Genomic DNA, 17,025 nt, shown 5'->3' on the forward strand with positions numbered 1-17,025 from the left:
TCAGTCGCTCGTCATGAGGCGCTCCCAGGCGGGAGCGAAGTCGGGGTAGGTCTTGGCCGTCGTGGCGACGTCCTCGACGAGCAGGTCGGGCACCCGCAGTCCGAGCACCACGGCGGCGTGGGCCATGCGGTGGTCGGCGTACGTGCGGAACGTGCCGCCGTGCAGGGGACGGGGACGCACCAGCAGGCCGTCGTCGGTCTCCTCGGCGTCTCCGCCGAGCCGGTTGATCTCGGCGACGAGGGCGGCGAGGCGGTCGGTCTCGTGACCGCGCAGGTGCGCCACGCCGGCGAGGCGCGACGGACCGCCGGCCAGCGCGGCCATCGCCGCGACGACGGGGGTGAGCTCGCCGACGTCGTGCAGGTCGAGCTCGACGCCGTCGAGGGTCGAGCCGGCCGAGAACACCAGGTCGTCGCCGTCGCGCTCGACGGTGCCACCGAAGGCCGGGACGATCGTGCGCCACGCGTCGCCGGCCTGGTCGGTGCGGTGCGGCCAGCTGCGGATGCGCACGCTGCCGCCGGTGACCAGGGCGCCAGCGATGAAGACGCCGGCGTTGGAGAGATCGGGCTCGATCTCGATGTCGAGGGCGCCGATCGGGCCGGGGTGGACGACCCAGCGTGCGGTCTCGGGCGTGTCGATGCGCACGCGGCGGCGGCGCAGCTCGGCGACCGTCATCTCGATGTGGGGCATCGACGGGAGGGTCGCGCCGGTGTGGCGCAGGTCGAGGCCGTCGGCGAGCCGGGCGCCCACCAGCAGCGGCGCGGACACGAACTGGCTCGACGACGAGGCGTCGATCGAGACCGGGCCCCCACGGACGTGCCCGGTGGGCCGCACCGTGAACGGCAGCGACCCGCGGTCGTCGTCGTCGACCTCGACGCCGAGGCTGCGCAGCGTCGCGATGGTGGAGGCCATCGGACGTACGCGGGCGTGCTCGTCGCCGTCGAAGGTCACGGGGGCGTCGCCGAGGGCCGCCAGCAGGGGGACGAAGCGCATCACGGTGCCGGCGAGCCCGCAGTCGACCGTGGCGGCGCCGGAGCCCGCCGAGCCGATGGGCGAGACGGTCCAGGTCGTGCCGTCGCGATCGATGGTGGCGCCGAGCGCCGTGAGCGCCGCCGCCATCAGCTCGGTGTCGCGGGAGGAGAGGGGGCGCGTGATCGTCGACGGGCCGTCACCCAGCGCCGCGAGGATCAGCACCCGGTTGGTCAGCGACTTCGAGCCGGGCACCAGCGCCTCGCCGACGAAGGGCGAGGAGCGGTGGGGGGCGGGCCAGGGCAGCGGATCGGTCATCACCGTCACCCTATCGGCGCGTGGCCGCGACGGGGTTCAGCGGCGGAGGTGGTCGAGCTGGTCGGCGGCCGAGCCCGCGGCCGCGGTGACCTTGTCCTTGGCACGGCGGCCGATGAACTTCTTGTGCGGATCGGGGTCGAGCGTCGCCATCAGGAGCCCGCCGGTCATCGACAGGTTCTTCAGGAAGTGGATGCGCTGGTTGGTGCGCGCGGCGGGATCGGCCTCGTTCCAGTACGAGTGCCCCGCGACCGTGGTGGGGGGCAGCGTCGCGGCCAGGACGAGCGCAGCCGTCCGCGGGAAGTGGCCGGTGGCCAAGGCCAGGCCGGCGACCATCTGCACACCCCCGTTGACCCGGGTCAGGTTGGAGCCGTTGACCGGCAGGCCGGGGGAGAGCCGCTTGATCAGGTCGGCGGTGGGCTGCGCCTTGGCAGCCCGTGGGCCGGGGTCCTTGAGGGCCGCCGCGCCGCCGACGACGAACATCGAGGCGAGCATCGGACGGGCCACGGCGCGCAGGAGGGTCATGGCTCTGTCCTATCAAACATCCGGCGCGGCAGACATCCGGCGGCCGACCCGACCTGGTGGCGTGCGGGCCTCAGAGCAGCAGCAGCTGCGCTCCCGCGCGGAACGACACCGCGTCGTTGGCCGCGTCGGGATCGCCCGGCGAGCTGAGCCGCGCGGTGCCCTCGGGGCGGACGCCCCGTGCCGCGACGACGAGCGTCGCGCCCTGGCCGGGCGACGGCGTCGTGGTGCACACGAGCAGCGTGACGGCCCGGTCGCGCGGGGTGGAGCCGCAGTCCCAGTCGGTGCTGACGACGTCGGTGAGCCGGACCGGACGGACGAGCTGGACCGTGATGGTGACGGGCTGCGCCGCGGCGCGTCCCGCGGTGGCCGCGACGACGGGCACCGTGAACCTGCGCTGGAGCAGGCCGTCGCCGTCGGTGACGGCAAGACCCTCGATGCCGTAGTCGGTCGGCACCACCGGCGTCTCGACAGGAGCCGGCGTCGCGGAGGGGTCGGTGTCGACCGGCTCGTCGATCTCGTCGATCTCGGCGGTCTCGGGGGAGGCGTCGGGCGACGGTGACGGTGACGGGCTCGCGTCGGGCACGGGCTGGGCCGCCGGTGTCTCGGCCGACGGCGTCGACGGGGTGGTCGCCGGCTCTGCGGACGGCTCGGCGTCGGCGTTCGTCGTCGGCGCCGAGGCCGGGCTCCCGCCGTCGGGAACGGGCGTCGGCGTGCCGGGCGCCGACGGAGCCGGAGCCAGGACGGTCCGCGCGGCCGGTCCGCGGCCGAAGTCGGTCGTGACGGCCACCGTGCCCGCCGTGGCGACGCCCGTGACGACGGCTGCCGCGACGACGCCCTGCGTGCCGGCGCCGGCCAGCGTGCCGCCGACGACCTTGAGGGGGACGACCGCGAGCTTGGCCGCACCGGCCGCCACCGTCTTGGCCCCGAGGACCGCGGCGGTGCCCGCCCCCAGGGCGGCGAGGCCGGCACCGGCGGCCACGTAGCCGGCGAACACCGCGCCCAGCACCGCGGGGCCGAGCACGCCCGACAGGTTGGCGTTGACCTCGCGCAGCTCGAGCAGCAGGCCCGTGCAGCGGCTGCAGTCGTCGAGGTGCGCCTCGACCTTGGCGGTGTCGCGCGCCGACATCGACTTGCGCACGTAGGCGCCGAGCATCCCCGCGGTGCGCCGGCAGCCCTCGTGCAGCGGCGGCGCCAGGTGTCCCTGGAGATAGGCCTGACGCAGACCCTCGCGCGCCCGGTACGCCAGTGCGGACACGCCGTTCGGCGTCATGCCGAGCAGGGGCGCGACGTCGGCAGGGCGGTCGCCCTCGACGTCGAGGTGCCACAGCACCAGGCGCCACCGCTCGGGCAGCGAGGCGAACGCCACCGCGGCGGCCCCGTGCTCGAACGTCATCTCGGCCGGGTCGATGAACTCGACCACGCGGTCGAGCTCGGCCTCGTGCGCCGTCGACCAGGTCTTGTTGCGGGCGCGGATGCGGTCGATGTGCAGCCGCCTGATCGACGTCAGCAGGTAGGCCCTGAACGCCTCGTCGGGGCCTCGTCCCGACTGCAGCATCACGAGCATCCGGGTGAACGACTCGGCGACGAGGTCGTCGACGTCCGTGCCGCGCGTGAGCTGACGCGCGAGCCGCTCGGCGGCGTCGCGGTGGCGTCCGAACAGCGCGCCGAAGGCGTCGGCGTCGCCGTCGCGCACGGCCGAGATCAGCTCGGCGTCGCTCGACTCGTCGATGGCACTCAGCATCTGCGTCACGGTGTCCTCCCAGTGCTTCAACGACCCGGCTCCGCAGCGGTCACGTTTTTCTGGCCGGAACCGCGTCACGACCGGCCGGGTCGTCCGTCTCATGTGTGTCCGATCGCGAAAGGAGCTCGATGTCCGACCAGGGAACGCACGTCGAGCGCCTGCGCGACGCCGCCCGCGGCGGCAGGTCGGACGCGCAAGGCGTTGCACACGAGGTGGGAGCGAGTGCAGCGCAGACGGGCGTCCCGCTCCACGAGGTCCTCGACCACGTGGAGCGGGCCTACCGTCCGGACGCGCCCGACTTCGAGGTGGCTCGTGCCGCGGCGCTGGCCTGGGCCGACGCCTCGCTCGTGGGGCTGGCCGACATCTCGTGCGACGACCCGCTGACGTCGCTGGCGACGGTGCCGTACCTGAGGTCGCGCCTCGCCGAGATCTACCGCGGTGCGGGCAGCCGAGGACGTCGCGCGGCCGACTCGCACGCCCTCGTCGTCGTCGAGCTGCCCCGGGCGGCGCACGGCAACGACATCGAGCAGGCGCTGCGGGCCCTCGACGTCGCCGAGGTGCTGCGAACGGTCTTCGTCGGCGACGAGACGGTGGCTCAGCTGTCGGTCCGCCGGTTCGCGGCGCTGGCGGCGCGCGAGCGGGCCGACGACCTCGCGCTCGATCTGCTGGGGGTGCTGCTCGACCGCGCGTTCGGCGCTGGCGCACAGCCGCGCTTGTGGGTCGAGCGCCTCCCGGCCTCGGTCGACGGGGTCGCGCAGGTGCTCGCCGGCCTGGGCGAGTAGCAGCCGCGGTCGGACCCTCGATGCTGTCGGCGCCGTGTGGCACGCTGAGCGCATGTGCGGGCGATATGCGACGACCCAGACCTCGGCCACGCTGCACCAGGCCTTCGAGGCCGACCTGGCCACCTCCTTCGTCGAGCTCGAGGCCGACTACAACGTGGCCCCCACCAAGCTCGCTCCCGTCGTCATCGCACGGCGCGGCGACGAGTCGGCGTCCGCACGACGTGAGCTGCTGACCGCTCGCTGGGGCCTCGTCCCCAGCTGGGCCAAGGACCCGTCCATCGGCAACCGGATGATCAACGCCCGCTCCGAGACCGTCGCCGACAAGCCCGCCTTCAAGAAGGCCTTCGCCCAGCGCCGCGCACTCGTTCCCGCCGACGGCTACTACGAGTGGTACGCCGCGCAGCCGCGCGAGGGCGAGAAGAAGCCGGCCAAGCAGCCGTTCTACATCACCCCCAAGGACGGCTCGGTGCTCGCGATGGCCGGGCTCTACGAGTTCTGGAAGGACCGCGAGGCCGACGAGTGGGTCGTCAGCTTCACGATCCTCACGACCACCGCCGAGGACGATCTCGGGCACGTCCACGAGCGCATGCCGCTGTTCCTCCAGCCGCAGGCCTTCGACGAGTGGCTCGACCCCGCGCCCCGCAGCACCGACGAGCTGCTGGGGCTGCTGGTCCCGGCGGCCCCCGGACGTCTCGACGCCTTCCCGGTCTCCACCGCGGTCAACAACGTCCGCAACAACGGACCCGAGCTGATCGTCCCGATCGCCGCGGAATAGCACGTCGTCCACGGGGGTTGAACCCCACAGGAGGACACATGCTGACACAGACCCATCCGGTGGTCGATCGCACGATCACGCCACTGCGCAGGCCGTCGGTCCCGGGAGTAGGCTGGGAGATGATGACCGTCACCCCTGAGAGCCCCGACGTTCCCGACGCACGGGAGACCGAGACCCCGGAGCAGCGCCAGGCGCGCTTCGAGGCCGACGCCCTGCCGTTCCTCGACCAGCTCTACTCGGCCGCGCTGCGCATGACGCGCAACCCGCACGACGCCGAGGACCTCGTCCAGGAGACGTTCTCGAAGGCGTTCAGCGCCTTCCACCAGTTCAAGCCCGGCACCAACCTGAAGGCCTGGTTGTACCGCATCCTCACCAACACCTACATCAACTCGTACCGCAAGAAGCAGCGCCAGCCGCAGCAGGTCACCGACGAGATCGAGGACTGGCAGATCGCGCGGGCCGAGTCGCACGGACCGTCCGGTCTCAAGTCGGCCGAGATGGAGGCGCTCGAGCACCTGCCCGACAGCGACGTCAAGGACGCGCTCCAGGCGCTCCCCGACGACTTCCGCTACGCGGTCTACCTCGCCGACGTCGAGGGGTTCCCGTACAAGGAGATCGCCGAGATCATGGACACGCCGATCGGCACCGTGATGTCCCGGCTCCACCGCGGACGCCGCATGCTTCGCGAGATGCTGGCCGACTATGCCCGCGACCGCGGCATGGCCGTCACGGCAGCAGGTGACAAGGCATGACCGCCGGCAGCAACCCGTGCGAGGGTCCCGACTGCGAGCAGGCGCTCGAGAACCTGTACCTGTTCATCGACCGCGAGATCGACACCGCCAGCTGCGCCGAGATCCAGACGCACATCGACGAGTGCACCTCGTGCCTGAGCGAGTACGACCTCGAGAGGGTGGTCAAGAGCCTGGTCTCGCGCTCGTGCTCCGAGACCGCGCCCGATCCGCTGCGCGAGAAGGTGCTGCTGTCGATCCGCACGGTGCAGGTGCAGATCACCGAGCAGCGCATCGTCTGACCCTGCGTCGTCCTGCCTGACGCCCACGGCCTCGTCCCTCGCGGACGGGCCGTGGGCGTCGTCATGTGCGGGGAGTGACGCAGACGACGTCGCCCGGCGCGTGAGGATCGGGCGCCTCGCGACGTCTAACGGGTGGTGCGGTCCACGCGCACCTTCCCGCGGACGGCGCCGGTCGTCTGCCCTCGAGAACGGAACCGCCGTGAACGACCTGACCACCCACCCCTCCACCTCGCAGAAGCTCTCCGCCGAGCTGCTCGGCACCTTCTGGCTCGTCCTCGGCGGGTGCGGCACCGCCGTGCTGGCCGGCGACCAGGTGGGGGCGCCCGGCATCGCGGCGGCCTTCGGCCTGACCGTCCTGACCGGTGCCTACGCCTTCGGCCCGGTCTCGGGCGGCCACTTCAACCCGGCCGTCACGGTGGGCCTGGCGACCGCTCGCCGCTTCGCCTGGCGCGACGCCCCGGGCTACGTCGTCGCGCAGGTCGTGGGGGCGACCCTCGCCGGGGCGCTGCTGCTCGCGATCGCCAGCGGCAAGGACGGCTTCAGCGCGTCCGCGTCGGGCTTCGCCTCGAACGGCTTCGGCGACCGGTCGCCCGGTGGATACGGCTTCTGGGCCGTCGTGGCCACCGAGGTCGTGCTCACCGCCTTCTTCGTCCTGGTGATCCTCGGGGCGTCGTCCAAGCGTGCCGCAGCCGGGTTCTCGGGCGTCGCGATCGGACTGGCGCTGACGCTGGTCCACCTCATCAGCATCCCGGTGAGCAACACGTCGGTGAACCCCGCCCGCTCGCTGGGTGTCGCCTGGTTCGCCGGTGGAGACGCGCTGGCGCAGGTCTGGGTGTTCGTCGCGGCACCCGTCATCGGCGCGGCGATCGCCGGGGTGGCGCACGCCCTCGTACTGGGCGACGAGGCGTAGTCGCCCGTCCCGCGCCTCGGCACGACGAAGCCCCCGTCCATCAGGACGGGGGCTTCGGTGCACGAGGTGCGCTCAGGTCAAGCGTTGGGACGCTTGCCGTGGTTGGCGCCCTTCTTGCGGCGTGCACGACGCTTGCGGCCGGTCTTGCCCATGGTGTTCCTCCTCGAAAGACGTTGGTTCAGTCTCCCACAGGGGTGATCCGCGAGAGGAAGCGCTCCCGGTCGACGACGACTCGGCGCACCTCGCCGGACGCCAGCAGGGTGCCGGACGCGTCCTGCGCGACCACCTGGAACCGCACCAACCGGCCGTCGGTGAGCAGGACGGTCGCGGTGGCCGTGACCTCGGCGCCGACGGGGCTCGCCGCCAGGTGCTCGAGGTCGACGCGGGTGCCGACGCTGGTCTGACCGGGCTGGAGGTCGAGGGCCGCACACGTCGCCTCCTCGATCCAGGCGAGCACGCGCGGCGTCGCCAGCACCTCGAGATCGCCCGATCCCAGCGCGAGGGCGGTGTCGTCCGCCGTGACGACGTGGGTGACGCTCGCGGTCTCGATCATCCCCCCAATCTACTCAGTTCTCGGGCTGCTGGACGGGCAGGTTGTCGCGAGCCCAGAGCGCCGCGCTCGTCCGGTCGCCGACGCCGATGCGCCGAAAGACGCTGCCGACGTGGGCCTTGACGGTGCGCTCGGTGATGCCGAGACGGCGTGCGATCTGCTTGTTGGCCAGGCCGTCGGCCACCAGGCGCAGCACCTCGGCCTCCCGCGGGCTGAGCTCGGACGCGGCGACCTCCCCGGGCTCGGGCCGTCGGGGCAGGAGCGCATGGGCCACTCGAGGATCGATGGGCGTGTGGCCGAGCGCCGCCGACCGGATCGCCGCGAGCAGCTGCTCGGGCTCGCAGTCCTTCAGGAGGTATCCGATCGCGCCCGCCGCGAGTGCGTCGGCGACGCGTCCCTGGTCGGAGAACGACGTGAGGACCACGATGCGGACGTCCGGCATGGCGGCGACGAGCTGGCGGGTGGCCTCGACACCGTCCATGACCGGCATCGACAGGTCCATCAGCACCACGTCGGGCTGCAGCACCCCCGCGGCCCGCACCGCTTCGCGACCGTCGGCGGCCTGGCCGACGACCGCGAGGTCGTCCGTGCTGTCGACGAGCGCGACGAGCCCCGCGCGCACGAGCTGGTGGTCGTCGACGAGCAGGACGGACGTCGTCATCGAGGCACCTCCAGGCGCCAGTGGGTGCCGGCGTCGTGGGTGGACGCGACCAGCAGCGCCGCCCCGTGGCGCTCGGCAGCGTCGATGAGCAGGCGCAGGCCGAAGTGCCCCTCCTCGGGGTGCGCGAGCGCTGCGTCGACGTCGAAGCCGACACCGTCGTCGGCGACCTCGAGCGTCACGGCGTGCGCGTCGGTCGTGAACGTCAGCCTGACCTCGGTGGCCTGCGCGTGGCGGGCCGCGTTGCGCAGGCACTCCTGCGCGACCTGGAACACGAGGCGCTCGGTGTCGCGATCGAGCGTCCGGTCGGTCGCGTCGGGGAGGACCGTGCGGACGGAGATGTCGCGCGTCTGCAGGCCGTCGGCCAGGTCCCGCAGTGCCGGCACGAGGCCGGTCTCGGCCAGTGTCGGCGGGTAGATGTCGACGAGCAGGGACCGGAGGCCGCCGATGCCCGTCCGCACACCGACGGCCGCCTCGTCGAGCGTGTCGGCCAGCTCGCCGTGACCGGCGGCCCGGCTCGTGGCCGCAGCGCCGGACACGGCGAACGAGGTCGCTGCGAGCTCTTGGACGACACCGTCGTGCAGGGTGGCCGCGATGCGTCGTCGTTCGGCGTCGGACGCGTCGAGGGCCTGGCGCAGGAGCTCCTCACGCTGGGCCTGACCACGACGCAGCCGGTCGAGCAGGCGCCAGAGCACGGGCAGCATCAGGACGAGCAGGCCGATGAGGCTCGACACCGTGATGCCCGCGAATCCGCGCCAGATATCGCCGCTGCGGGCGAGCACGACGTCGTAGGGGGCGTACGTCTCGAACAGCAGACGGTGGCCGTCGGGCGTGGTCACCGGCCGGTACACCTCGAGCAGCTTGCCCTGCCCGCGCTCGTACTCGTTCTCCGGCTCGTCGAGATCGGTGACCTCGGCGCGCGTCGCGGGATCTTTCAGCACGGCACGCTCGTCGGGGCCGAGGTCGAACGTGCGTCCGACCAGCCGAGACTCGTCGGAGTAGACGATCGTGCCGTCCGGCAGCCAGAACTTCACCCGGACGATCGACGCACCCAGCATGTTCGACCGCACGGCCTCGTCGAGGCGGGTGATCGCCGCGGGGTCACCGTCGACGACGCTGTCGAGGAGCGCCGGCTCGACGACGGCGTCCGCCAGGATGCCCGCGCGCTGGGCCGCGTCGTTGACGGCCTCGCGCTCGGCCACGCGTCGCGCGGCGGCCGACCCGAGGAAGCCGACGACGACCAGCACGACGAGCGTCAGCGCGACCACCTGCAGGTAGACGCGGCGCGAGCGCAGCGGGGGCTCAGGGGGTGCCGGAGGATCTCCCGCCGACAACACGAGCCACGGCACCCCGGAGGGCGCCGTGGACGTCATGCCGTCTCGCTGTCAGTCGTCACTGCCGTGGTCATCCGATCCAGTATGACCGTCGCGGCGGTCGTCGTCGCCGCCGTGACGGCCGCTGTCGTCGCGTCCGTCGCGGTGCGCTCCGTCGTCGACCTTGGTGTCGTCGGTGCCGGTGTGGCGCTGCTGATGGGCTCCGTCGTCGACCTTGGTGTCGTCGGTCCCGGTGTGGCGCTGGTGGTGGGCTCCGTCGTCGGACCCCCCGCGATCGTCGTCACGCCCTGCTCGGCGTCCGCCCTTGTCGTCGCCGGGCTCGCTGTGCCGGCCGGATCGGCGCCCGCCCTTGTCGTCGCCCGGTTCTGCGTGGCGCCCACCGTGACCGCGGTCGTCCGTGGCGGAGGGCACCGAGGCAGGCGGAGCCGCACTGGGCGTGGCCGTCGTGGGCGAGGGCGTGACGGGTGAGGGCGTGGTGGCCGAGGGCGTGGTGGGTGCGGCGCTCGTGACGGCGGCGGGCTTCAGCGGCACGCTGGTGGTCAGCGAGGTGTTGCCGACGACGCCGAGCACCGTCGGGACCGCCGCCACCACCAGTCCGGTGGCAATGATGATGAGTCGTTGCATGATCGTTCCTCTCGTAGGTCGTGCTGGGGTCGATGTCTTTTCGAGCCTCGGTGGTGACGAGTCGGAGTCGCCATCGTCCGATGGTCGTAGGACCCGCCGGACGAGACGGCGTCAGCCGATCGGCGTCGGGTTCGTCGGCAGCGGCGGGACGGGCAGCGAGCCGCGGACCTGGTTCTGCGCCTGGCACCTGCTGGTGCAGCTCGTCGCGCCGGCCGAGAGCTCGATCGCGTCCTCGCCGAGCACGCCTCCGAGGCGTCCTCCCGGGTCGACGCCCCAGCGGGTGGTGGTGCCGTCCTGGAACAGCTTCGCGGCGACCTGGGGGCTGTCCTTGCCCAGCAGCATCTGGTGGTAGCCGGTGGCGCTCTGCGCGGGGGAGACCGCATCGATGCCGTCGCCGAAGTTGATCTTGCCGGTGTACGGGTTGACGAAGTAGAACAGCGTCGACCCCAAGGTGTGGACCAGCTCGACCTTCGACGCGAACTCCGGCTCCATCTGGAAGATGCCGCCGGTCGGCGCGTCCTTGGCCTGCACCTTCAGCGTGCCGCCCGCTGCCGCGAACGTGATGACGACGGTGCCGTCCTTGACCTCGAGCTGCTTGACCTTGGTGCCAGCACGCTGTGCGGCGGTGAGCACCGGCACCTTCGACGCGAAGATCACGGTGGGCTTGGCGACCATCCGGTCGGGGCTCGCGGCGCCGGTCAGGGAGTAGTCGTAGACGCCCAGCGTGGACGGGTCGATCCTGAACGTCACGTGGCGACCGGTGACGGCGATGGGGCCGGCCGGTGTCACGCCGGAGACCTTGACGTCCTTGCCGGGAGCCGGGTGGTACGTCGTGCCGTTCAGGACGACGGTGAAGTCGCCGGTGGCATCGGTTTTCGCCTGCGCGGCGGACGGCACCGAGCCGACCGCGGCCACGACGGCGACCAGGGCGACAGCCGCGCGTGTGGCGCGACGGATGGAGATGGTGGACACGGGTACTCCCTCGTGGACGTGCCGCGTCCCTCTGACGCGGTGGGTCCACGGTCCCGTCCACGAGGTCGGACTCGCCAGTGTCCGATGGTCCTAGTACCTGCGCGCTGCTGCGGGTGGCCGTCCTGCGACAGGGGTCAGGAGGACCAGGCGGACCAGAGGTCGGCGTAGCGCCCTCCAGCCTCGACGAGCTCGTCGTGCGTGCCCTCCTCGACGATGCGTCCCTCGTGCATCACGATCACCCGATCGGCCGACTGCGCCTGCGTCAACCGGTGCGCCACCACGAGTGCCGTGCGTCCCTGGGTGACGGCGATCGCGGCCTTGTCGAGCTCGCGAGCACCGCTCGAGCCGGCCTCGGCGGTGGCCTCGTCGAACACCGCGACCGCCGGGTCGTGCAGCAGCACCCGCGCCAGCGCCAGCTGCTGGGCCTGCGACGGCGTGAGCGGATGACCGTGGTCGCCGACGACGGTGTCGAGCCCGTCGGTCAGCGCCTCGACCCATCCCCGTGCACGGACCGTCGACAGGGCCGACCGGATCTGCTCGTCCGACGCGCCCGGCCGCGCCAGGTCGACGTTCTCGCGCACCGTGCCGGAGAAGACATGGACGTCCTGTGTCACCAGTGCGATGGCCGATCGGACGTGCGACGGCTCGAGCGCGTCGAGCGGGAAGCCGCCGATCGCGACCCGACCCCGCGTGGGGCTGAGCAGTCCCGCCGCGATCGCGCCGAGCGTGCTCTTGCCCGCGCCCGTGGCGCCGACGAGGGCGACCCGCTCGCCGTCCGGGATGCGCAGCGTCACCTCGGACAGCACCCGGCGTCCGGCCACGTACTCGTGGCTGATGCCGGTCAGCTCGAGGGTGCCGGTGCGGACGGGCGAGGGTGCGTCGCTGCCGATGGTGGGGTCGAGCAGCGCCACGCCGGCGAGCCGGGCCAGCGACGCCCCGGCCGACTGGATGTCGTCGAAGATCATCAGCAGCGCGCCGATCGGGTTGAACAACCGGTGGAAGTACAGGGCCGCCGCGGTCACCGCTCCGACGGTCGTGAGGTCGCCGCGCACCAGGAAGAAGCCCGTGCCGAGCACGAGCGACAGGCCGATCAGCTCGGACCGGTTGGTGCGCGCGCCGAAGCGCAGCAGCAACGCGAAGACGTCGAGCGTGATGGTCATGGCGTTGCGCGAGTGGTGCGTGATGAGGTCGATCTGGGCCTGCTCGCGCGACAGCGCCCTCAGCGTCGAGGCTCCCTGCACGCCGCTGACGAGCACCTCGGCGCGCTCGCCCTGCGCGATGCGCTCGCGGCGGTAGTACGGCGCAGACCGGGGCAGGTACCAGCGCAGGCCGAGCGCGTAGAACGGGGCACTGGCCAGTCCGGCCAGTCCCAGTCGCCAGTCGAGGGCGAAGAGGCCGCCGGCGGTGAACACGACCGTGACGAGCGAGCCGATCAGCAGCGGGACCATCTCGGTCAGCGAGCCGGCCACCGATCGCACGTCGTCGCCCATGCGCGAGAGCAGGTCGCCGGCTCCGGCCTCTTCCAGGCGGGAGCTGTCGAGGTGGAGCGCGCGGTCGAGTGCCTGCTCGCGCAGGTCGGCCAGCGCTGGCTCGCCCGCCCGGGCCAGGTAGGCGACCGACACGGACGTGCCGATGCCCGCGACGACGCTCGCGGCGGCGATCAGCAAGGCGCCACGCAGCACGCTCGACGAGGACCCCTCGGCGATCACGGTGTCGACGATCTGGCCGAGGACCCACGGCGCCACGAGACCGGCCAGGCCCACGACCACGAAGGCGAGAGCCGACACGGCCAGCGGACCCCGATGGTCGCGCAGCAGCGAGACGGCGAGCCGGGTGGTCTCGCGCCGTGACGCGATCGGCAGCAGGTGACGGGTCATCGCAGCACCGTCTCGCGATAGTCGTCGCGGGCCGCCAGCTCGTGGTGCGTGCCGGTGGCGACGACGCGTCCGCCGTCGACCAGCACCACGCGGTCGGCGGCGGCGAGCAGGGCGGGGCTCGAGGTGATGACCAGCGTCGACGACCTCGACCCGCCGGGGTGGCGGTAGGCGCGGATGCCGTCGGCGATGCGCTGCTCGGTCATCGCGTCGACGGCGCTCGTGGGCTCGTCGAGCACCAGGATCGGGGCCCGCGTCGCCAGCGCCCGGGCGAGCGCGACGCGCTGCCGCTGACCGCCCGAGAGCGTCGTGCCACCGGCGGAGACGACCTGCTCGAGCCCCTCGGGATGCAGGTCGACGACGTCGCTGGCCGCCGACGCGGCGAGCACCTCGGCGAGCTCGGCGTCGTCGAGCGTCCGGCCGGGGTCGATGGTCTCGCGCAGCGTCCCCTCGAAGAGGTCGACGCGGTGGTGGCACACGACGACCTGCGACCGCAGCGAGTCGATCGTCAGGTCGTCGATCGTGCGTCCTCCGAGCGTCAGCGACCCGGAGCGGTCCGCCAGGGGCACCTCGCCGCGCAGCAGGCGCACGAGGGTGTCGCCGGTCGCGGGGTCGTCGACGACGACCCCGACCAGCTCGCCGGCTCGTGTGCCGAGGTCGAGTGCTCGCAGGGGGCCGGACGTCAGCGACTCGATCGCGATCTCCGCGTCGGGATCACCGAGCACCTCGGTGCCCGACACCGCGAGCGGCGGCGTCTGAAGGACGTCGACGAGCCGCTTGGCCGATGCGAACGAGCGCGCCGCCTGGGCGCTGGTCTCGCCGAGGCCGGCGATCGGCTCGGCCAGGAACTGCGTGAGGCCGACGATCGCGATGAGCTCGCCGATGCTGATGTCGCCGTCGAGCGCGCGGGTTCCGGCGAGGTAGGCGACCAGCGCGAGGAACAGGCCGCTGAGGGTCGCGGTCAGGCCGAACATGTACCCGACGGACCGAGCCGTGCGGATGCTCGCGTCACGGGCCGAAGCACTGTGGCCGCGGTAGCGGGCGGCGGCGACGTCCTCGGCGCCGACACCCTTCAGGGGACGCAGGCCCTTGACGAGGTCGGTCGCGATGCCGGTGGCCGTCGCGATGGTGGCCTGCTGGTCGGTCGTGTCGCGGGCGATCAGCGGGGTCACGACCTGGATCGCGACGAGCACCAGCGGCACGCCCACGAGCACGACGAGCCCGAGCACGAGGTCGATGCGGAACAGCACGACCGCGCTGACGACGACACCGATGAGGCCGGCCAGCGTGTAGCCGACGTGCCACAGCAGCTCACCGATCGTCTCGGCGTCCGAGGTGGCCAGCGAGAGCGTCTCGCCGGGCAGCAGGCCCGTGCGCGCACCGCCGGCGCCCAGCACGTGCTCGCTGACCTCGACGCGCAGCAGGTGCGTCTCGCGCTGCAGGGCGCCGACGCCGAGGCGGGCACCGAACCGGTACGAGTAGCTCAGCACGACGAACAGCGTCACGAGCGCCGCGCCCCAGACGGCCAGCTCGTGCAGCTCGCCGGTCGCGACGGCCCGGTCGACGATGACGCCGATGACGACCGGCACCAGGGCCTCGCACAGCAGCCACGACGTGATCAGCAGGTACGAGCCTGCCAGGCGGGCGCGGTGGCGACGCATCCCGCGCCGGATGAGCGCCGCCGCCGATGTCGGTGGAACGAGCACGGCGGGAGACACCAGGTGAGGGTACCCTCACTGGCCTGCGGGAAGATCACCCGCACCGTGCTCAAGCGTCGAGCGTGAGCGCGAACCCCCACAGCCGCACGCCGGGCAGCGGCGACCAGTCGAGGTCGGGACGCCGCACGAAGCCCATCGAGGCGTACAGCCGGTGCGCCGTCGTCATGTCGGTGAGCGAGCACAGCAGCACCTCGCGGAGCCCGGCCCGCCGAGCGCGCTCGACGCAGGCGGCGACCAGAGCGCGTCCGACTCCTCGACCCCGCGCGGCCGGGTCGACGGACAACGTCCTGAACTCGCCCTGGCACGCCTGCTGGGCGAGCTGGGCGGAGGCCGAGCCCGGTGGGCACCAGGTGACGGTGCCGAGCAGCCGGTCGCCGTCGACGGCCACCAGGACCTCGCTGTGGTCGGCGCGACCGGCCACGTCGCCGATCCACGCGGCGTACTCATGGTCGTAGGTGCCGTCGGGGCGCAACAGGTGGCCGTCGGCGTCGTAGCCCGCGACCGTCAGCCGCCCGACCGCGTCGTGCTCGTCGTCGCGGGCGGGACGGACGACGAGATCAGATGCCGGTGGTGGCACGGGGATAGGCCGCGTCGACGTCGGTCATGACGTTGACGAGGTACGGCACGCCGGACGCCAGGGCGCGATCGATCGCCGGCCCGATCTGACGTGGATCGGTGACCATCTCGCCCCCGCCGCCGAGCGCCGTGACGACCTGGTCGTAGCGGGTGTTCGGGGCGAGGTCGGCGGCCACGTCGTAGCCGTAGATCCACTGCATCGGCCCCTTCTCGAGGCCCCAGGCCGAGTTGTTGCCGACGACCATCACGACCGGCAGGTCGTGCCGCACCAGCGTGTCGACGTCCATCAGCGACATGCCGGCGGCTCCGTCGCCGTACAGCAGCACGACCTGGCTCGAGGGTCGGGCGATGCGGGCGGCCATCGCGGCGCCCATGCCGGCACCGAGGCATCCGTACGGACCGGGGTCGAGCCAGCCGCCCGGGCGCTTGGGCTCGACGAACTTGCCCGCGAACGACACGAAGTCGCCGCCGTCGCCGATCACGACGGCGTCGTCGGCCAGGCGGGGGAGCAGCTCGCCGTAGATGCGGGCGGGATGGATCGGGTCGGCCTCGGCGGTCAGCAGCTCGTCGTCGCGCGCGGTGGCCGCGGCGACCTCGTCCTGCAGGGTCGACAGCCACGGTGTCCAGTCGGGACGCGAGCCGTGCGCCGACGACCCCGTCAGGGCGTCGAACAGGCCCGTGAAGAACAGGCTGAGGTCGCCGTGCGCGGTCGCCGCGGTCGCGGCGTGCGACGAGACCTGGTCGGCCGAGTCGGCGACGTGCACCGTGCGGGCGGGCGTCGCGCCCTCCTTGCCGCCGAACACGCCGTAGCCGAGACGGAAGTCGAGCGGCGTGCCGACGACGACGACCAGGTCGGCCCGGTTGAACGACGTCGACCGGGCCTTGGTGACGAGCTGCGGGTGGCCACCCGGGACGATGCCGCGGCCCATTCCGTTGGCGATGACGGGGATGCCGGTCTGCTGCACGAACTGCAGCGCGGCGACCTCGGCGCGGTCGGCCCAGACGTCGGTGCCGAGCACCAGCACGGGGCGCTCGGACGTGCGCAGCAGCTCGGCGATGGCCCGCAGCGCGTCGGGATCGGGCTGCACGGGCGCCGTGGTGTTGCCCTGCGAGGGCGTGCCGACCGGGGCGCTGTTGAAGAACTCGTCCATCGGCACGTCGACGAACGCGGGGCCCCGGTGAGACGAGCCGGCCAGCGTGAAGGCCTCGTCGATCGTGGGCGCGATGTCGGCGACGGTGTGCGCCGTGGTGGCCGACTTGGAGATCGACGAGAAGATCGGCGGGTGGTCGAGCTCTTGCAGGCTGCCGGTGCCCCACCGGTTGTTGGGCGCGCGGCCGCCGACGACCACCAGCGGCGAGCCCGAGAAGCTGGCCTGCGCCACGGCGCTGACGCCGTTGGTGACGCCGGGCCCGGCGGTGAGCACCGCGAGCCCGGGCGCGCGGGTCAGCTTGCCGATCGCCTCGGCGGCGAAGACCGCGGTGGGCTCGTGCCGCACGTCGACGATCGGCATGGCGGGCTCGGTCTTGACCGCTGCGTCGTACATCGGGAACACGTGGGCCCCCGACAGGGTGAACAGCGTCGAGACGCCGTGGGCGCGGGCCACGTCGAGGGCGAGGATGCCGCCGTGCTGCGGCTCGGAGGTCTGGTCGGTCGTCATGTGACGCAGGTTACTCG

At 72.7% G+C, this 17,025-nt stretch carries 18 protein-coding genes; 5 read left to right on the plus strand and 13 right to left on the minus strand.

The features are described 5' to 3' along the window. From aroA to DX116_RS19030, 3 genes are all read right to left on the minus strand, one after another. Positions 1 to 1,284 carry a 3-phosphoshikimate 1-carboxyvinyltransferase gene (gene aroA, locus DX116_RS19020; protein WP_119706001.1) on the minus strand — a complete coding sequence of 428 codons (1,284 nt, stop codon included), beginning with the start codon at positions 1,282 to 1,284 and terminating at the stop codon, positions 1 to 3. 36 nt (positions 1,285 to 1,320) lie between these two features. Further along, positions 1,321 to 1,806, minus strand: coding sequence for a DoxX family protein (locus DX116_RS19025; protein WP_119705877.1), 486 nt, complete (start codon positions 1,804 to 1,806; stop codon positions 1,321 to 1,323). Between the two features lie 70 nt (positions 1,807 to 1,876). Next, positions 1,877 to 3,547 (minus strand): sigma-70 family RNA polymerase sigma factor, encoded by a 1,671-nt coding sequence (locus DX116_RS19030; RefSeq protein WP_233556969.1) that lies wholly within the window; start codon positions 3,545 to 3,547, stop codon positions 1,877 to 1,879. Positions 3,548 to 3,675: 128 nt separating this feature from the next. Here DX116_RS19030 and DX116_RS19035 point away from each other — a divergent pair, with 128 nt between their 5' ends. The 5 genes from DX116_RS19035 (at position 3,676) to aqpZ (ending at position 7,044) form a co-directional block, all read left to right on the plus strand. Then, positions 3,676 to 4,329: a hypothetical protein gene (locus DX116_RS19035; protein ID WP_119705879.1), complete on the plus strand. Its 654-nt coding sequence runs from the start codon at positions 3,676 to 3,678 to the stop codon at positions 4,327 to 4,329. 52 nt (positions 4,330 to 4,381) lie between these two features. Continuing rightward, positions 4,382 to 5,104: an SOS response-associated peptidase gene (locus DX116_RS19040; RefSeq protein ID WP_119705880.1), complete on the plus strand. Its 723-nt coding sequence runs from the start codon at positions 4,382 to 4,384 to the stop codon at positions 5,102 to 5,104. 119 nt (positions 5,105 to 5,223) lie between these two features. After that, complete coding sequence (locus tag DX116_RS19045; protein ID WP_199716202.1) at positions 5,224 to 5,856, plus strand: sigma-70 family RNA polymerase sigma factor; 633 nt, start codon at positions 5,224 to 5,226, stop codon at positions 5,854 to 5,856. Next, positions 5,853 to 6,134 carry a mycothiol system anti-sigma-R factor gene (gene rsrA / locus DX116_RS19050; protein WP_119705882.1) on the plus strand — a complete coding sequence of 94 codons (282 nt, stop codon included), beginning with the start codon at positions 5,853 to 5,855 and terminating at the stop codon, positions 6,132 to 6,134. Before DX116_RS19045 ends, rsrA begins: the two co-directional genes overlap by 4 nt. A 199-nt stretch (positions 6,135 to 6,333) precedes the next feature. Continuing rightward, positions 6,334 to 7,044 carry an aquaporin Z gene (aqpZ, locus tag DX116_RS19055; protein ID WP_233556954.1) on the plus strand — a complete coding sequence of 237 codons (711 nt, stop codon included), beginning with the start codon at positions 6,334 to 6,336 and terminating at the stop codon, positions 7,042 to 7,044. A gap of 77 nt (positions 7,045 to 7,121) precedes the next feature. Here aqpZ and DX116_RS20525 read toward each other — a convergent pair whose 3' ends face one another. The 10 genes from DX116_RS20525 to DX116_RS19100 form a co-directional block, all read right to left on the minus strand. Then, entirely contained in the window at positions 7,122 to 7,196 is a 75-nt protein-coding gene (locus DX116_RS20525; RefSeq protein ID WP_369797015.1) for a 50S ribosomal protein bL37, read from the minus strand. Between the two features lie 26 nt (positions 7,197 to 7,222). Next, a complete protein-coding gene (locus DX116_RS19060; protein ID WP_119705883.1) occupies positions 7,223 to 7,597 on the minus strand; it encodes a thioesterase family protein in 375 nt (124 codons plus the stop codon). A 13-nt stretch (positions 7,598 to 7,610) separates the two neighbouring features. Continuing rightward, on the minus strand, positions 7,611 to 8,255 hold the full coding sequence (locus DX116_RS19065) for a response regulator (protein ID WP_119705884.1): 645 nt from the start codon (positions 8,253 to 8,255) through the stop codon (positions 7,611 to 7,613). After that, the gene (locus tag DX116_RS19070; RefSeq protein WP_119705885.1) at positions 8,252 to 9,625 is read right to left on the minus strand and encodes a sensor histidine kinase; all 1,374 of its coding nucleotides are present in this window, start codon (positions 9,623 to 9,625) and stop codon (positions 8,252 to 8,254) included. Before DX116_RS19070 ends, DX116_RS19065 begins: the two co-directional genes overlap by 4 nt. 12 nt (positions 9,626 to 9,637) lie before the next feature. Next, positions 9,638 to 10,210: a hypothetical protein gene (locus DX116_RS20190; RefSeq protein ID WP_199716173.1), complete on the minus strand. Its 573-nt coding sequence runs from the start codon at positions 10,208 to 10,210 to the stop codon at positions 9,638 to 9,640. A gap of 111 nt (positions 10,211 to 10,321) precedes the next feature. Further along, positions 10,322 to 11,182 (minus strand): hypothetical protein, encoded by an 861-nt coding sequence (locus DX116_RS19080; RefSeq protein ID WP_119705886.1) that lies wholly within the window; start codon positions 11,180 to 11,182, stop codon positions 10,322 to 10,324. A gap of 134 nt (positions 11,183 to 11,316) precedes the next feature. After that, the gene (locus tag DX116_RS19085) at positions 11,317 to 13,059 is read right to left on the minus strand and encodes an ABC transporter ATP-binding protein (RefSeq protein WP_119705887.1); all 1,743 of its coding nucleotides are present in this window, start codon (positions 13,057 to 13,059) and stop codon (positions 11,317 to 11,319) included. Next, entirely contained in the window at positions 13,056 to 14,774 is a 1,719-nt protein-coding gene (locus DX116_RS19090) for an ABC transporter ATP-binding protein (protein WP_147393728.1), read from the minus strand. The genes DX116_RS19085 and DX116_RS19090 overlap by 4 nt, the downstream gene beginning before the upstream one ends. A 49-nt stretch (positions 14,775 to 14,823) precedes the next feature. Then, complete coding sequence (locus DX116_RS19095; RefSeq protein ID WP_119705889.1) at positions 14,824 to 15,351, minus strand: GNAT family N-acetyltransferase; 528 nt, start codon at positions 15,349 to 15,351, stop codon at positions 14,824 to 14,826. Further along, complete coding sequence (locus DX116_RS19100; protein ID WP_119705890.1) at positions 15,332 to 17,008, minus strand: acetolactate synthase; 1,677 nt, start codon at positions 17,006 to 17,008, stop codon at positions 15,332 to 15,334. Before DX116_RS19100 ends, DX116_RS19095 begins: the two co-directional genes overlap by 20 nt. Positions 17,009 to 17,025: the final 17 nt, after the last annotated feature.

This window comes from Aeromicrobium endophyticum (assembly GCF_003586285.1).
Lineage (GTDB): Bacteria > Actinomycetota > Actinomycetes > Propionibacteriales > Nocardioidaceae > Aeromicrobium > Aeromicrobium endophyticum.

Coding starts and splice junctions, on each gene's coding strand:
- aroA (WP_119706001.1), bottom strand. CDS start 1,284: ATGACCGATCCGCTGCCCTGGCCCGCCCCCCACCGCTCCTCGCCCTTC.
- DX116_RS19025 (WP_119705877.1), bottom strand. CDS start 1,806: ATGACCCTCCTGCGCGCCGTGGCCCGTCCGATGCTCGCCTCGATGTTC.
- DX116_RS19030 (WP_233556969.1), bottom strand. CDS start 3,547: ATGCTGAGTGCCATCGACGAGTCGAGCGACGCCGAGCTGATCTCGGCC.
- DX116_RS19035 (WP_119705879.1), top strand. CDS start 3,676: ATGTCCGACCAGGGAACGCACGTCGAGCGCCTGCGCGACGCCGCCCGC.
- DX116_RS19040 (WP_119705880.1), top strand. CDS start 4,382: ATGTGCGGGCGATATGCGACGACCCAGACCTCGGCCACGCTGCACCAG.
- DX116_RS19045 (WP_199716202.1), top strand. CDS start 5,224: ATGATGACCGTCACCCCTGAGAGCCCCGACGTTCCCGACGCACGGGAG.
- rsrA (WP_119705882.1), top strand. CDS start 5,853: ATGACCGCCGGCAGCAACCCGTGCGAGGGTCCCGACTGCGAGCAGGCG.
- DX116_RS19060 (WP_119705883.1), bottom strand. CDS start 7,597: ATGATCGAGACCGCGAGCGTCACCCACGTCGTCACGGCGGACGACACC.
- DX116_RS19065 (WP_119705884.1), bottom strand. CDS start 8,255: ATGACGACGTCCGTCCTGCTCGTCGACGACCACCAGCTCGTGCGCGCG.
- DX116_RS19070 (WP_119705885.1), bottom strand. CDS start 9,625: ATGACGTCCACGGCGCCCTCCGGGGTGCCGTGGCTCGTGTTGTCGGCG.
- DX116_RS20190 (WP_199716173.1), bottom strand. CDS start 10,210: ATGCAACGACTCATCATCATTGCCACCGGACTGGTGGTGGCGGCGGTC.
- DX116_RS19085 (WP_119705887.1), bottom strand. CDS start 13,059: ATGACCCGTCACCTGCTGCCGATCGCGTCACGGCGCGAGACCACCCGG.
- DX116_RS19100 (WP_119705890.1), bottom strand. CDS start 17,008: ATGACGACCGACCAGACCTCCGAGCCGCAGCACGGCGGCATCCTCGCC.